15 protein-coding genes and 5 pseudogenes are annotated in these 14,784 nt (G+C 68.3%); 12 read left to right on the forward strand and 8 right to left on the reverse strand.

The annotated features are described in order from the left end of the window. The first annotated feature begins 27 nt into the window (after positions 1-27). The 9 genes and pseudogenes from ACRRSS_RS18255 to ACRRSS_RS18295 all read left to right on the forward strand — a co-directional run bounded on the left by ACRRSS_RS18255 (position 28) and on the right by ACRRSS_RS18295 (position 7,149). Positions 28-531, forward strand: a complete 504-nt coding sequence (locus ACRRSS_RS18255) for a hypothetical protein (protein ID WP_435972190.1) — start codon at positions 28-30, stop codon at positions 529-531. A 414-nt stretch (positions 532-945) separates the two neighbouring features. Beyond that, complete coding sequence (locus ACRRSS_RS18260; protein ID WP_435975369.1) at positions 946-1,062, forward strand: helix-turn-helix domain-containing protein; 117 nt, start codon at positions 946-948, stop codon at positions 1,060-1,062. Further along, a complete protein-coding gene (locus ACRRSS_RS18265) occupies positions 1,032-1,331 on the forward strand; it encodes a hypothetical protein (protein ID WP_435972191.1) in 300 nt (99 codons plus the stop codon). Before ACRRSS_RS18260 ends, ACRRSS_RS18265 begins: the two co-directional genes overlap by 31 nt. A gap of 443 nt (positions 1,332-1,774) precedes the next feature. Next, positions 1,775-2,191, forward strand: a complete 417-nt coding sequence (locus ACRRSS_RS18270) for a hypothetical protein (protein ID WP_435972192.1) — start codon at positions 1,775-1,777, stop codon at positions 2,189-2,191. 253 nt (positions 2,192-2,444) lie between these two features. Then, positions 2,445-3,068 (forward strand): annotated as a pseudogene (locus ACRRSS_RS18275) (hypothetical protein); the annotation flags it as partial. A gap of 71 nt (positions 3,069-3,139) precedes the next feature. Next, positions 3,140-3,853 carry a hypothetical protein gene (locus ACRRSS_RS18280; protein ID WP_435975527.1) on the forward strand — a complete coding sequence of 238 codons (714 nt, stop codon included), beginning with the start codon at positions 3,140-3,142 and terminating at the stop codon, positions 3,851-3,853. 1,234 nt (positions 3,854-5,087) lie between these two features. Further along, the gene (locus ACRRSS_RS18285; RefSeq protein WP_435972193.1) at positions 5,088-5,294 is read left to right on the forward strand and encodes a hypothetical protein; all 207 of its coding nucleotides are present in this window, start codon (positions 5,088-5,090) and stop codon (positions 5,292-5,294) included. A gap of 255 nt (positions 5,295-5,549) precedes the next feature. Further along, on the forward strand, positions 5,550-6,449 hold the full coding sequence (locus ACRRSS_RS18290) for an excalibur calcium-binding domain-containing protein (protein ID WP_435972194.1): 900 nt from the start codon (positions 5,550-5,552) through the stop codon (positions 6,447-6,449). Between the two features lie 220 nt (positions 6,450-6,669). Continuing rightward, positions 6,670-7,149, forward strand: coding sequence for a ricin-type beta-trefoil lectin domain protein (locus ACRRSS_RS18295; protein WP_435972195.1), 480 nt, complete (start codon positions 6,670-6,672; stop codon positions 7,147-7,149). A 166-nt stretch (positions 7,150-7,315) separates the two neighbouring features. On the opposite strand, the gene ACRRSS_RS18300 is transcribed toward ACRRSS_RS18295, so the two are convergent. Next, positions 7,316-8,038, reverse strand: coding sequence for an ArsR/SmtB family transcription factor (locus tag ACRRSS_RS18300; protein WP_435972196.1), 723 nt, complete (start codon positions 8,036-8,038; stop codon positions 7,316-7,318). 109 nt (positions 8,039-8,147) lie between these two features. On the opposite strand from ACRRSS_RS18300, the gene ACRRSS_RS18305 reads away from it, so the two are divergent. Then, on the forward strand, positions 8,148-8,648 hold the full coding sequence (locus ACRRSS_RS18305; RefSeq protein ID WP_435972197.1) for a GNAT family N-acetyltransferase: 501 nt from the start codon (positions 8,148-8,150) through the stop codon (positions 8,646-8,648). Positions 8,649-8,834: 186 nt separating this feature from the next. Next, positions 8,835-9,398 (forward strand): DUF1877 family protein, encoded by a 564-nt coding sequence (locus ACRRSS_RS18310; RefSeq protein WP_435972198.1) that lies wholly within the window; start codon positions 8,835-8,837, stop codon positions 9,396-9,398. Here ACRRSS_RS18310 and ACRRSS_RS18315 read toward each other — a convergent pair. Beyond that, a protein-coding gene (locus tag ACRRSS_RS18315) for an IS5 family transposase (RefSeq protein WP_435972199.1) occupies positions 9,344-10,257 on the reverse strand; the annotation gives its coding sequence in 2 pieces (ribosomal slippage) (positions 9,344-9,804 and positions 9,804-10,257; 915 coding nt in all). The genes ACRRSS_RS18310 and ACRRSS_RS18315 overlap by 55 nt on opposite strands. Positions 10,258-10,369: 112 nt before the next feature. After that, positions 10,370-10,555: pseudogene (locus tag ACRRSS_RS18320) on the reverse strand (IS5/IS1182 family transposase); the annotation flags it as partial. Between the two features lie 90 nt (positions 10,556-10,645). Between ACRRSS_RS18320 and ACRRSS_RS18325 the strand changes: the two are divergent. Further along, positions 10,646-11,047 carry a hypothetical protein gene (locus ACRRSS_RS18325; protein ID WP_435972200.1) on the forward strand — a complete coding sequence of 134 codons (402 nt, stop codon included), beginning with the start codon at positions 10,646-10,648 and terminating at the stop codon, positions 11,045-11,047. 10 nt (positions 11,048-11,057) lie between these two features. Here the strand turns inward: ACRRSS_RS18325 and ACRRSS_RS18330 are convergent. The 5 genes and pseudogenes from ACRRSS_RS18330 to istA all read right to left on the reverse strand — a co-directional run. Beyond that, positions 11,058-11,582, reverse strand: a pseudogene (locus ACRRSS_RS18330) (ATP-binding protein); the annotation flags it as partial. Between the two features lie 102 nt (positions 11,583-11,684). After that, the gene (locus ACRRSS_RS18335; protein WP_435975370.1) at positions 11,685-11,930 is read right to left on the reverse strand and encodes an HNH endonuclease; all 246 of its coding nucleotides are present in this window, start codon (positions 11,928-11,930) and stop codon (positions 11,685-11,687) included. Then, a pseudogene (locus ACRRSS_RS18340) lies at positions 11,863-12,375 on the reverse strand (reverse transcriptase N-terminal domain-containing protein); the annotation flags it as partial. The pseudogene ACRRSS_RS18340 and the gene ACRRSS_RS18335, both read right to left, overlap by 68 nt. 669 nt (positions 12,376-13,044) lie before the next feature. Continuing rightward, positions 13,045-13,284: pseudogene (locus ACRRSS_RS18345) on the reverse strand (ATP-binding protein); the annotation flags it as partial. Continuing rightward, on the reverse strand, positions 13,281-14,633 hold the full coding sequence (gene istA, locus ACRRSS_RS18350) for an IS21 family transposase (protein WP_435972201.1): 1,353 nt from the start codon (positions 14,631-14,633) through the stop codon (positions 13,281-13,283). The gene istA and the pseudogene ACRRSS_RS18345, both read right to left, overlap by 4 nt. Positions 14,634-14,784: the final 151 nt, after the last annotated feature.

Here is a 14,784-nt window from a genome sequence, read left to right on the forward strand (position 1 = left end):
TGGGACCGGTGCCGGTCGTCTGCGCCCTTGACGGGGCCTGAGCCCGCACTCAACTCTCCCAGGCGCAAGACCTGGCCGTACGCCGTCACCGCCGTTCTCGTCTACGCGTTCAACGAAGGATGGTCCGCGGCGGACGTCATCAAACTCGCCGCAGTCCTCCTCGTCCTCGTCGCCCTGGTCATCCAGGCCGGACGGGGCGACGGGGAGTATCCAACCGCCACGGCCACGACGGACACCCTGTGTGATCAGATCGTGACGACCTCGGCCCTCGCGTGTGTGGATGTCTCCGTTGTGCTGGCAGTCGTAACGGTCCGCACCTCGGCCACGGACGCGGACGTTGCCCCGGTCATGACGAAGCATTCACGCAAGCATGACGAGTGTGTATCCGGAGTGCGCGCCGAGCTTCTGGGCGCGTACTGGACGGATGCCGCCGACTGGGACAGCCACGAACGCCTGCTGTGCCCCTTCTGCAGGGCTCTGGAAGACGCTGAAGCCGCGGCCACACGGAGCAAGCCGAAAGACAGACGGTGACCGCAGCCCGGGTATGGACGGTGGAACCCACGCGGCGCGCGCCGAACCGCCCGGGCGGGCGGAGCCGTTCGGGGCTTCCGCCCGCGCCGGCCGATCTGCTGAAGCATCTACCCCGTCCCGCGGCGCGGACGGAGCATCCGCTCCACGACCAGCGTGGGCAGTAGCCGCTCGTACGAGATCCCGACCACGGTTGAGAGGGGCTCCTGCAGGTCGGCGGGGCTGGCGGGGGACAGTGCTGCTGGGCGTGGCGGTCCGCTGTGATGCTGACGCAGGCAGCCCTTTGACTGACTACTGATCTTTTCGTTAGTTCTGTGGGTGTGGTGGAGTCGTTGGTGGGATCCTGATGCTGTGTCTTTCAAGCCTTCGCCTGTTGTTCCTCCTTTGACGCGGCCGCAGTTGGCCGAGGCCCGGCGTGTGCGGGCGGCTGAGTTGTTCGACCAGGGACGTTCGGGTGCTGATATCGCGCGGATGCTGGGGGTCAGTGACGAGAGTGTGCGGCGGTGGAGACGGGTCTGGGGGACGACTTCCTGATGATCAATGCCGCCGCGGAGCTCATCGAAGTCAATGAGGCTGGCGAGTTCCGGAAGCGCTTCCCCGGGAGCGTCGTCATCGGCGGGGACGGAAGCCGCGAAATGCTTACCTACGACTTCCGGCAGACACCCCCGCCGCTGGTCCTGCGCGACGTCTCCGCTCAGGACTGGCCATCCGCCATCCAGCAGGCGAAGTCGCTCTCCGCCCTGCTCGAACAGTTCCCCGAAACCGGCTGGAACTGTGACGAACCCGAGTCGTCGCCTTCCTGACCGGTTTCGACGGAATGGGTACTGCCAGCTTCCAGTGCCGAAGTTGGTCATCGGCCTGGTCCGAAACTGCCACCTTCACTGCGAATCATGGGACCAGAAATCTCACCATCCTGACAGAGTCCTACTCAGGGCTCCCCTCCCTCGCCATGATCGGTGAGACGAGCACTCGACTCCGTCCACGGCTCTCCCGAGACGACCCGTTCCACCTGCCCTGAGTCTCGACTCCACCTGTCAGCCCGCAAGTCAGCGGCTCTATCTCTGCAAGATCTAATGAGACGGGACAGAAGCCGTTCCGTCTTGATGAGCGGATCGGGCGTGGTTCGCCCCACACTTTCAGCCGCTGGGTGGTTGGCCCGATATGGCATGGACGTTGTCGATGCGGCGCCCAGAGACTGATGGTTCTTCATCGACAGCTGCGACAGGCTCACCTTCAGGGGGACCGCATGCGCCACCATCTTGCTGCCGCTCTTGGCACCGTTGCACTGACGACGAGCATGCTCGTGAGCGCGCCGTTGGCCAGCGCCAGCACCTCTGCCTATCCGGTCAAGTCGTTTGAGGTCGTCGTGGGGAACACGTACACGAAGGGAACCATCACCTGGTACAACAGGTCGGTCCGCGTGGCCGGGGAGCACAAGGCGGTCGCGAGCTGCCGGGGGACTACGGCCTACACCCTCGACTCGGCGGGCAATCAACTGGACAAAAGGATTAGCCCCTTCGCGGTGTGCAACGGTGACAGCCAGAAATTCAGCTTCGATGTGCCGGCAGACGTTGCCGGCGGCGCTCCGGTCGTGCGGGTCTGCCTCGACGATGGCGCAACGCCTAGCCCAACGCCTCTGGAATGCGTACTCAAAAACCGGTGATTCCGGCCCCATGCTCGAACACGCTCAACTTCCGTGAGAAACGACCAGCCTTGACTGCGACAGGTCATCGCGGTGCATCACGATGCGGTCACCGCGGGGAGGTTTTCCAAGGCCGGCGTCACACGGGAGCCGAAAACCACACCTGTAGAAGGTGAATGGCGGGACAGGCCCGCCCCACCTCCAGGAGCACCCTGTGGCGATCACCGCCGACGAGCCTGAGCAGCCCCTTGTACAGGCCGGAGAGACCCCCTCCGTGGACCCCTCCGTCACCCCCTCCGCGCCTCCACGCCCGGGGTCGGGCGTTTCCGCAGGCCAGGCAGGGCGTAAGGGGGGTCGTCGCAGCGCCGACACCCCTCATGTACGAAGGAGGCCTAAGCACAGGAGGACTTCGACCGAGCCTCGACGTCGGGAACTACTGCGAGCGCTGGGGATCTTCCAGAGGGCTACGCCCGATCAGCTGTGGAAGCTGACCCGTCCGGACAACCGGCACGACCGGCTCACGCGGGACAACCTCCTGGATCTGGAGGACCACCACCTGGTGAGGACCGAGTCGGTGCAGGAGGACCAGCGGCAGGTGTGGGTGCTGACCCGGCGCGGACATGCTGACGCGCAGCAGCTGCTGGAGCCGAAGGGCATACGGGTCTCGGTGCTGCGCAAGCAGGAGTACGCCCCGGACACCGGGGAGCTGCTCGGCACCGGCTATGACGACCACGCCGCGGCGGTCACCTCGACGGCCGCCGACCTCCACCGTTCCGGGATCGGTCACCGGCTCGGATTCCAGACGGAGATCGGGCACCGGCTCGCGGACGGGTACGTGCAGCGGGCGGACCTGGTGGTGCGGGCGCCGGAGGCGGGGGTGCCGGCGCTGCTGCTGGAGATCGACCGCCGCACCGAGGACGCGCACGACCTGGTCGCCAAGCTGCGCCGGTACTGGGAGTGGGGCGGCTGTTGCCGAAGGACGCGGACAAGAGCATCGTGGACCGGGTCCGTTCGCGGCCGGACGCGATCGAGCACGTCGACCACGAGAAGCGGCTGTGGCGCCGGGTCTACCCACCGACCGGCCGGGAGGGCCTGGTGCCCCTCGCGTTCGTGTTCGCGGACACCACCGAGGCGAAAGTCGCCAACACGGTCGCCGTGCTGGAGGAAGCCGGTCGCCGCTACTGGGCGCCGCGCCGGTACGACACCTACCACCGGGGGATCACGGCCCGGGACTACGGCCAGGCGGTGCCCGTCGTCGTCACCACCCTGGAGCAGCTGACGGAGCACGGCGCGGACGCGGCGGTGTGGCGGCGACTGGGACGGAAGGGCGAGCAGAAGCTGACGGCCGCGCTCGACAACCCCGACGGCGACGCCCTCTTCCGCGACCAGGAGGCCCGCGCAGACGCGGCGGAGGAGCGGCGCCGTGCTGCTGAGCGGGAGGCGCAGCGACCCGTGTGCAAGCGGTGCGGGGCGAAGTTCACCGACCAGCGCTGGGAGGAGACCACCGCGCGCGGTGGCCCCTGGACGGCCGGGGACGCGTCCCTGTGCGGCACCTGCCACGCCGACGACGTCGCCCGCCTGGAAGCCGCCGCCGCAGCCGCCCGCCTCCAGGCCGTCGCGCCGGAGCCCGAGGACGTGCCGGAGCCGGATCGGGGCCGCGGCTGGTTCCGCCGGCGGACCTGACCCGGGCAAGCCCGAGGTGAGCCCGGGCAAGCCGCCCCGATGGGTGGCTTGCCCGCCCCCGGCCTCGCCCCGCCCGCCCGGCGGGACGGCCTGTGAGGTCGGCACGTCGCCGTACGGGACGGCAAGGACCGAGCCCGGCCGCGCACCAGTCCCAGGCCATAGACAGGGCTCATGAGACGCACCCGAGAAGAGGCCGCGCCCCAGGATCTGCCGGGCAGCGTGTGGCACGCGCTGGTCCAGCTCCAGCACACCCATCCCGACCCTGTGGGCAGCGTCGGGCCGCTCGTCCGCCCGGCCGGACTCCTGTCCTTCACCGCGGCCGCCGACACCATCCTCGCGGCCCGCGTTCAGCTGACCGGCGCGGAGACGATGCACCAAGTGAACGAGACGCTCCGCGCGATGACCGGCAACCTCCCCACGCCCACTTCACCGGCCCCGGCGTCGCGCTGGCGGTCACGCTCGGCAGACGGCAGGAGCTCCCGATCCACGCGGCGCACGCCACCGGTCTCACCCGGCTGTTCCGCCACGCCGCCGGCACCTTCGGCGCCCGCAGCACGCCTGGGGGAGGCCGGTGCTTCCACTACGACGGGACCGGGTGTGCTCGCCCGCTGTGGGAGCCGGCGGCCGGGCAAGCCTGAGCGGCTGGGAAAGCCCAAGGGGAGCCTGGGCGAGCCGCCCCGAACGGCGGCTTGCCCACCCCGCCCCCGGCGCGCTGAGGTGGTGCCCGCCCGGATGGACGTCCCGGCCGGGATCGCGAGGGAGGCACCGGTGAAGACCTTCACGACGGGGGAGACGGCCGTTCGGCGCGACGTGCACCGCTCCGGGCACGTGTGGAGCGCGCAAGCACTACGCGTCCTCGCCGACACCAGCGAGGCGCTGGTGACCGCCTGCGCGCCCGGAGCGCAGGCGCTGTGGCCGGCCCTGTACGCCAAGGCCCGCGCCGGCGGCGACCGGTCCGTACGCACAGAGGCGTTCGACGCGATGGCGACGGGACAGTGGGAGCTCGCACCCGGGGTGTGGCAGCAGACCGAACTGCTGCTGCGGAAGCCGCCGACGGCGTGGTTCAGCATCAACGCCTTCTTCACCGCGGCCGGGCTGAGGCTGGCACGTCAACTTCGAGCACCCCACCCGCCGCACCGAGACCGGGTTCGACACCTTCGACCTGACCGTCGACCTCGTCATCGACCCCGACCTGAGCACGTGGACGTGGAAGGACGAAGACGAGTACGCCCACGTGCGGCGCCTGGGCATTGTCACCGACACCGAGCACCAGGCGGTGGAGTACGCCCGCGCCCAGGTCCTCGTGATGCTCGAGGAACGCACCGGGCCGTTCGCGGACGCCGACCGGTGGGCGTCCTGGCGCTGGAACCCTGTCTGGTCCCCACCGCGCCTGCCCCAGCGTGAGGAAGCCGGCCCGGAAACGGTGGCGGCGAGCCGGTGAGGCCGCGCTCGCCCCGGAGAGGGTTGCACCGGAAGGGGGCTGCAGAGGTGTCTGGAGGGGTGCACTAGGCGGGGGATCGCAGGCGTGACCGGAGGTGAGACCCCCCGAAACTGGTGATCTTCCATTCGTGCAGGTCAGAGACTGTGGGCAAGCCCCCTTCACAGCACGACACCTCTTACCTCGCGATAGCCGAGGGGAGAGGTCTATCCGTATCCCGGGGGGCCGGCGGCCGCACGGAGGGGTACACGTACCGGTATGGCTCGTGAACGAATCCGGTGGCCCCTCGTCGTGGACCGCGCTCGGGAGATCGTGGACGGGTACGCGCCGCTCAAGGTGACCTTGAGGCAGGTCATGTACCGGCTCGCAGCCGAGGGCGTGCTGCCGCACACACCGCCGATGTACCGGCGGCTGTCCTCGCAGCTGGCCCAGGCCCGCAGGGAGGGCCGCTTCCCCGATCTGATCGACACCCTCCACGAAGTCCACGTCCCGCCGGCCTGGCCGGTCGCGGACGCCTTCGTTCTGGAGATGCCCGACTGGTTCCGCCTCGACCGCGCAGCGGGCCAGAAGCACGCTCTGTACGTCGCTGCGGAAAAGGACACCCTGCGGCAGCAGCTGACCGGCTGGATCGAGTTTGGTGACCGTGGTCCTGGCGTCGATCTGGTTCGCGGTCCTCGTCCTCGAGGGCCGCGGCCTCCAGCCGTGCACGACGACGCCAGGCCGCCATCCCCGGCCGTGACGGTCACGGTCACCGCCGCGCCCCCCGCCCGCCCAGCCGCGGCTTCCACCGTGCCGGTTCCGGGGACGGCATCACCGTCCGCGCCGCAGGCTTCAACCGGCCCCGTACCGCCCGTGCCGGCGCCCGCATCCATGTCAGGCAACATCCCGGCGCCGCCCGCTCCCGCGCAGCGGCCACAGGAGCCGGCTGCTTCGGCGGCTGATGACGCCAAGCCCAGGAACCCCGTGCGCGCCCCGGCAGCCCGCGCGTCATCAGGCGCGAACCGCAGCACGGGCTCCGGGAGCTCGGGCAGCGGTGGGAGCGTCTCGTACCGGAACTGCACCGCGGTCCGTGCCGCGAACGCGGCTCCGATCCGGCGGGGCGATCCCGGGTTCGGATCCCATCTCGACCGTGACGGCGACGGCATCGCCTGCGAGTGACCCGCCCGCGGGCCTCGCAGACACACGTGGCCCGACTGCCCTCTCAAGCGTCTGTCGGGTCATCACATATCGCGGCTCATTGGAATGAAAATACCGCGCAGAAACCGTTGGCCAACTCTCGGCTGCTGCTACCAATTACCCTGCGTTCGAAACGGGATGGAAATCCATCCCGCCCCCGGGCGTGAATCCCACTTCTCCGGCAGGAACGGATTTCGTCCTCATGGCAATCACCCTCCGCAAGACGCTCGCCCTCACCGCACTGGCGCTGACCGCTTCCTTCCTGCCGGCCACCGGGGCACAGGCCACCAGTGCCGCAGCCCCGACGCTGAAGGCTCCCGGCCTCTACTGCCTCGCCAACGCCTGGAACACCCCCAACATCTCCACCAAGCCCTGCGACACCAAGGACCAGGGCCAGCACTGGACCCTCTCGGGCCACCAGATCTCCCTGACCAACGCCCCGGCCTACTGCCTCGCCAACACCTGGAACGCCTCGGACGTCTCGGTGAAGCCGTGCAACCCGAAGGACCAGGGACAGTACTGGAACGTCTCGGGCCAGCAGATCACCCTCGCCTACGCGCCGGCCTACTGCTTCACCAACGCCTGGAACACCCCGAACGTGTCGACCAAGCCGTGCGACACCAAGGACCCGGGCCAGCGCTGGGTGATCTTCAAGGACCAGATCAGCCTCGCCGCCTCCTGACCTGCCCCCACCGAACGCCTGAACGCGGACACAGGGCCCCGGAATCGAGACCGGATGTCGGAAGGACCCGTATTCCGGCAGCCGGCACCCCCCAGGGCCTCGGGGAGAGTCCTGTTCGCCCGGCTTGATCACGCGTCGGTGTGGCAGGGTCAGGTCCGGTTCAGGATCAGAGTTCAGCTGGTGGCAGGCCCAGGTGGTCGTGCAGCGCCCGGCGGCCGACGGGTGTCACGAGGAGGGCGCGGCTGGTTCCGATGCGCGTCATCCACCCGGTGGCAAGTGCGTGGGCGGACAGGGCGGCGCCCACCGCGCCGGCCAGGTGGGGACGGCGCTCGGTCCAGTCGAGGCAGGCGCGCACCGGTGGCCGGCGTGAGCCGACGGGCACCGTGATGCCGACCTCGGCAAGCCAGAGGGAGCCTTTGCCGGTCAGGCCCTGCTCGGGCCCCCACTCCAGGAGTCCGTGTTCGATCATCGCGTCGGTGATAGCCAGCGCGGTGGTTCCGGCCAGGTGGTCGTAGCACAGCCGGGCGCGGGCCAGTGCCTGCTGCCGGCCGGAGGCCGCCAGCGAGCGTGGCCGGGGGCTGCGCTTAGGGGCCAGCGCGGCAAGGCTCTCGATCAGTTCGACCACTCTGCGGTCGGCCACCCGTACGTAGCGGTGGCGTCCGTGCCGCTCCTCGACGAGGAGTCCGCCGTTTACGAGCAGGTTCAGGTGCGAGGTCGCGGTGGACGGTGCGACTCCGGCGTAGCGCGCGAGCTCGTTCGCCGTCCACGCCCGGCCGTCGAGCATTGCGAGGCAGAAGGCGGCCCGGGTGTTGTCGGCCACCAGTTTGGCCACGCCCGCCAGGTCCACACCCACATCCTGGTCTGCGCGCTGAATGTCCACGGCGCCCATTGTCGCCGACGTCCCTTCGGCGTCCGTCGAAGCGTCCGGGTCCTAGCGTCGGCTCGTGCGCCGGGCTCACCGGCCCTGCACCCACATCCGCTCACGTACTGGAGCAACCATGCCTGCGTCCGACACTGCCGTCACCGCCTCCCACCAGCCCAAACCCCAGACGGAGTGGGTGCTCACCGACTCCCCCCTATCGGAGGACGTCGCGGCAATCTCCGACGCGCTGGACCGCTTCAACATCGAACATACGGGAATCGCCGACCGCAGACCTCTGGCCGTCCTGGTCCGTGATCCCGAAACGCGCCAGGTGGTCGGCGGACTGACCGGGCGTACCTCGCTCGGGCTGTTCTTCCTCGACCTCTTCTACCTGCCGCCCCGGCTGCGTGGTAGCGGGCTGGGAACAGAACTACTCCGGCAGGCCGAGGACGAGGCCCGTGCCCGTGGCTGCCGCATGGCCGTGCTCTACACGATCACCTTCCAGGCCCCCGGCTTCTACCAGAACCACGGTTGGAAGCGGCTCGGAGAGGTGCCCTGCGATCCGCCAGGCGCCAGCCGCGTCTTCATGACCAAGGAACTCACGGCGCCGACCGGTGAACCAACCCGGTTCCGGTAAGGTCGCCGTGCTCGTTGCACCATCATCTGATCCGTCCGCTCTGCACTTGCCACAGGCCGCGTTTGGAGTGTCACGGCCCGAGGTGGTGGTGCCTTCCGGTCTGCTCGACGCACTGGCCCAGGTGCCAGATCCGAGGAATCCGCGTGGGGTGCGGTTTCGGCTGGCAACGCTGCTCGCGGTCGGCGTATGTGCACTCACCAGCGCCGGACACAACTCCTGACCGCCATTGCCGAGTGGGTACGCCGCTGCGACCAGGATGTCCTGGCCCGGCTGGGCTGCCCCTTCGACCCCTTTACCGACCGGTTCAAGGCTCCGGGCGAGCGCACTTTGCGCGACGTATTTGCCCGTTTCGTCCCCGCGATACTCACCGCCGCCGGTCTGGGCATCGCCCACTCGATCAACAAGAGCTGGGACGCTGTCCACGACCTCTACACCGCAGCCAATGCCCTCTCTACAGACGCCGACGAGCCCTGGAATCTGCCGATCTACGGCGGCCGCCCGGTACCCCACAGCGCTGACGCCGACCCCTCCGATCCCCCGCTGATGCTTCTGGAGCCGCCCGAGGTGTCACAGGCGGCGCAGTTCCTTACGGCTGTCTCTTTCGACGAGCTGTGGAGCGTCGTCGAGGCAAGGTTCAGTGCCCTCGGCTGGACCAAACAGGAACACATCGAACATCACAGGGACCTCCAAGAGTTCTACGGGCAGGCGGCTTCGGCAGGCCACGCGGTGGTCAAAGCGGTATGGGCTTGAGACGTGGCCACGTGGTGATCACAGCCATTCGTTGATGGCCGCGACCAGCACGTCGCCTCGTAGCGGACCGCAAGTCTGTCGTACCGGGTGGCGACAGCGCGGTGCCTCTTGAGGCGATTGATCCCGCACTCGACCGCATGACGCTCGCGGTAGTCAACCGGGTCGAAATGCGGAGGCCGGCCGCCGCGCGAACCGAGCTTCTGGCGGTTGCGCGCCTGGTCGGCCTTGTCCGGGATGGTGCAGCGGATCCCGTGTCGGCGCAGGTAGGCGCGCTTCTTTCGGGAGGCGTAGGCCTTATCCGCCCGCACGCGATCGGGACGGACGCGTGGCCGACCCGGCCCGATGCGAGGCACACGGATCTTCTCCAGCACCGGCTCGAACTGCGGCGAGTCCCCGCGCTGCCCGCGGTCGCCGCGATTGCCATGGGCTTCTGTCCCTGCTCGACGGCCAGGTGCAGCTTGGTGGTGAACCCACCGCGCGAACGCCCCAGCCCGTGATCACGGGGCTCTTCATGCACACCGCCGGGTGGTTCCTTCTGCAGGTCGCCCCGCTTGCGGGCCCCGGCCGCATGCTGGTGGGCACGGCACACCGTGGAGTCGACGCTCAGGTCCCACACGATCCCGCCCTCCGCGTCGGCCAGGGACTGCAGCCGGGTGAGGACCCGGTGCCAGGTGCCGTTCCGCTGCCACCGGCGGAACAGGTCGTAGTCCCGCCACGGAACACCGGTCCGGACCCGGAACCGTATGCCATCGATCAGCCGCCGCCGAGACCAGACCGGCGGCCGGCCCATCTTCCTGCCCGTTGGCAACAACGGCGCCAGCGCCGCCCACTGCTCGTCCGTGAGATCTCCCCGCGCCATGGACCACGATCATCCACAGCTCAAGATCCAACTTCGATACACGGCCTAAGGGCTGTCCCGTGAATGATCTCTGAGTGGTCTCGGGCATGGTGGGCGGCTGTTCGGCTGTGGCCTATCCGGCGAGAGCGAGGTTGTGCATCCGTGCGATGCCGAGCATGGCGTGGTGCACTCCGTCGCCTTTGAGGCGGCAGTCGCGGAGGATCTTCCAGGTCTCCATGCGGGCAAAGACATGGTCGACGCGGGCGCGGACCTGCTTGTGAGACCCGTTGTGTGCATGTTTCCAGCCCGGTGTCGGCGTACTCGTCTATGTGCAGAGCTGCGTACGGATGAACGTGCAGAGCAAGGAGCCCTGTGAAGCGCGAGCGTCGTGGTTCGAGATGATGGCGCGGTGTCTCTTCGCTATTTCAATCAGACCGGCTGGACCGCGATCTTCAACGGCACCGACACCGAGATCGGCCGCATGGTGCGTGTGGAGGGCTGGGACCAGGCGACCGGGACGGCCTTGGTCGTCGATCCCAAGCGCGGCGCCCTGCGTGCGGTGACGGACTATGAGGACTTCTCCCACCTGGAGCGAGCCGACCAGGTCGTGGCCGCCGTGCCAGGTGGAGGGTGGCGGGTGCACTGGAAGGACGAGGGACCAGGGGGAACGCCGCTGACGGAACAGGTGCTGGCCTGGCTCATCACGTCGCAGGGGCGGGCGACGGCCATCACGGTCGATGCCCAGGGGCATGTCGAGGACGCTGATGGTGCCGACGCCTTCATCCCGCCGGGCGAGGATCCGGCGTCCTGATCGCAGCCGGTCAGGCCACGTCGTTCTCTCCCTCGATGGCCTGGAGACGGTTCTTCAGCCGGTAGCTGGGGCCGTTGATGGAGATCACTTCGCAGTGGTGGAGGAGCCGGTCGAGGATGGCGGTGGCGAGGACCTCGCCGAAGACCTGGCCCTATTCGCTGAAGGTCTTGTTCGAGGTCAGGATGATCGAGCCCTTCTCGTAGCGCTTGGAGATGACCTGGAAGACCAGGTTCGCCTCGGCTCGTTCGAGGGGCTGGTAGCCGACCTCGTCGACCACGAGAACGCCAGGCCGCAGGTACGTTCCGAGCTTGTTCGTCAGACGCCCGGCGGTCTCGGCGGCCTTGACGTTGCGGACCGTGTCGTCGAGGCTGGTGAAGTAGATCAAGTAGCCGGCCCGGCAGGCCGCGACGGCCAGGGCGACGGCGATGTGCGTCTTGCCGACCCCGGGCGGCCCGAGCAGAGCGGCGTTCGCCTTGCCCTCGACGAACGAGAGAGTGGCAAGATCCTTGACCTTGCGCGGGTCGAGGTCGGGCTGGAGTCGGGTAGCCGGATCACGTTGCCGTGATCCGGCCCCCTCAGAACCGGACGTGCGCCTTTCAGCGCATCCGGCTCAAGCAAGCCGCGAGGGCTTCGCAGGTCAGCAGGGTTGTGTGGCCCGCTTGCCATCGCCTGCGTGATGCTGACGGTGGCATTCGGAGTGCACGAGGCGAAGGTTGTTCCGCTCGTCCGTGCCGCCGTCTCGCCGGTAGGTGAAGTGATGCTTGTGGAGCATCTTCTTCGAGGCCGCGAACCAGTTGATCCACTCCCGTGGACTGTCCGGTGCCGGGCCGGAAGCCGTAAGACCTCGGCTCGGACCGTGCTTCCCACTCGGGCTCCAGCGCATTCTTTACCCGCGCTTGGAGGACCCGGTCACGAATGACCGGGATCCCGAGGGGCCGCTGCTTCCCGTTGCTCTTCGGGATGAATACTCGCTTGACCGGCCTGGCTTTCCAGGGGTGGGACGACCGATGGATCTCGGTCGCCAGCGTGCCTCTCGCCATGGGGGTGAGGGCTCGCTCCCCGTCGATGCCAGCGGTCTTGCGGCCACTGCTCTGCTGCGTCACCCGCTTCACGCTGACCAGCGTGTTACTTCGGCTCCGCAGCATGAGCTTCTGCAAGTTGCGGACCTTCTTCAGGTCCCCATCCCGCGTCGCCTTGAAGATCCGCTGCCTCAACCGCCGTACGTTTCCCTCACAGGTTGCCCAGTCGATGCTGTGCCAGTCGAGGTTCGCGTCCTCGGGTCCGTTCACCGCAGGCGCGAGTGCCTCGACGGTAGTCGTGACTCCCATGTGCACCTCCGGCATCTAACTTGCCCCTCGGTTCCAGCGCTCTTGCGGTGGTGGCTTCAAAGGCTCACCTGATCCACGTGGGCGCCCTTTCGGGCCGAGCCACCAGGGCCCGTATCCGACGAGTTATGCGCGAAACGAGTGAAGGTCCCGTCTCCCGGTTTCCTCTGGCCTTTCGGCCCGCCGGCCTTCGCTTCTTGGATCATCCTTCTCCCGCCGGGGAGTTCAGCTCTCCTTGCGGTCGGCCTACCAAGCCTTGGCTTGGACCTCGACGGGGTTTCCACGTTCCACTCCGTTGAGAATCGACTGGGGTGGGCGCCCCCTTTACCCCGGGACCAGCGGTATTCCCACCCGGGGTCTCATTGCCCTGGGGGCGCTTGGCGCATCTCAGCACCGGGTCCTTGACCATGGATTGCATGCCATCCAGTGGTTTTACGATGACGAGGCATCATCAGGGGTTCACTTGCGTTCGCCCGTCCAGCCTTCCCCTCGCCTTGTGGCTCCCCGATGGCCAGGGTGCCCTTGGGCTTGAGCGCTCAGCTTCACACCCCGCCGTTACCAGCGACGCATGTGAGCGCGGAGACGGGCCCGAATACTGGCCCGAAGGACGACCGTCTTATCCCTCCTTCATGTGACCGCCCTTACTCAATCGGAGCGACTTCGTGTCGCACCGGAGAAGTCGTACTCGTCGAGCGTCTTGTGGTGCGGCAGCTTCGAGAGCCGCAGGCCCAGGCGGAAGCGGCGGTCATCGCGGACGGCCAGTTCCTCGGACAGAACCAGGTCGAGGAAGTCGAGGTAGCCCATCTTCCCCTCGTCGGCCCGTCGGGTGTATTCCCTGATGGTTTCCGCGAGGTGGGGTAGGCCGAGCTTGCCGGCCGTGTTGCGAATGCGGATGCTGACCAGCTCGCTCAAGACGTTTCCCTCGTGCTCGGGTGGATGGTGAAGGGACGGGTTCCGGTCAGCTCGTCGTAGACCGACAGCGGCCGTCGGCCGACCTCGATATGGGTGGCCGCGGCCCGGTTCAGCAGAGCCTGCAGAGGACCTGTCTCCTCGCCCCGAGGACGTTCACGACGGGGCTGTGGCAGGACATCGCCGGTGGTGGTCCGGCGTCCCTTGCCCGTGGGCAGGCCGTCCCAGTGGGCCTCTTCGACGACGCGGACCCCGCGGCCGATCGCCCGGGGATGGGTGGCCAGCAGTGTCTCGCCGCTGGAGTCGGCAATGGTGGAATGCAGCATGATCTGCGACTTTGTGGCCCGGATCTCCACCAGCCGCCGGGGGCGGACCCTGCGGGCGGGCACCGAGTAGAGGTTGCCGCCGAAGGCGACCAGGCCGTCCTTGCCGACCGGACGCAGATGCCGCTCGGCCACCAGATACGGAGTCGGCGGAAGAGGCCGGAGAGCCACGTGATCACGTGCCGCCCGTTCCCCGATGATCTGCTGGTGGGTCCGGTGAGCCTGGGCCCGTCGCTGCGGGACCCAGGTGATGAAGGCGGCGTCCATCTCCTCGACGGAGGAGAACGACCGGCCGGACAGGACGTGGTCGCGGACGATCAAGACCTGGCGCTCGACACGTCCCTCTCCCGTGGGCCGGTAGGCGGCCAGGACGTCGATGTCGGAGTCGTAATGGCCGGCGAACCCGACCGCTTCCGGGTGCAGCGGGACCGCCTCGCCTGGGGCAACGTGGCGGCGGACGACGGTCTTCGTGCGGTCGTAGACGATCGTCATCGGCACCCCGCCGAAGTGCGCGAACGCGCGGCGGTGGCAGTCGAAGAACGTCTGCAGGTCCTGGCTGGTGGTGAAGCAGCAGAACGGGTCGCGCGAGTACGACAGCGTCATGTGGAAGGAGTAGACCTTCGGGATGCCCATGTGGGCGAGGATCTTTCCCTCGTCGCCCCAGTCGACCTGAGCCTGGGCTCCGGGGATCACCTCGAAACGGCGGTGCATGCCCGCCAGCTCATTCGGCGTGATGCCGAGTTCCTCGGCGATCCGGGGCCGGGCTTCCTGGACGTAGAGCTTGGTCCGCTGATAGTTGCCGGTGAACCCGTACTCCGCCGCGAGCCGCTCGTGGATCACCGCGGCCTTCATCAAAATCTCCGCCCGCAGCATCGAGTCGACCAGCGGCGCGAACTCGTCGATCACTCTGACCCGTGACCGGCCGTTCGGCGAGCGGCGCGGAGGCGCGGCGGGTCCGTCGGCTGCCGAGTACTTACTGACCGTCCGCCAGTTCAGGCCCGTCTCCTTGGCGACCTCGGTCAGGCTCATCGCTCCGGACTCGACCAGGCCACGAAAGCGCCGTAGCTCCAGCCAGCGCTGAGGATCCAGGACCACGGCCATCCCATCTCTGCGACCTCGACCAACAGCCAGCAGAGTGCCGAACCCTGAACCTCAGCACATCAGGAACCCTGCACGTTCA

Origin of the sequence: Streptomyces sp. Qhu_M48 (assembly GCF_051305195.1) — a bacterium.
Lineage (GTDB): Bacteria > Actinomycetota > Actinomycetes > Streptomycetales > Streptomycetaceae > Streptomyces.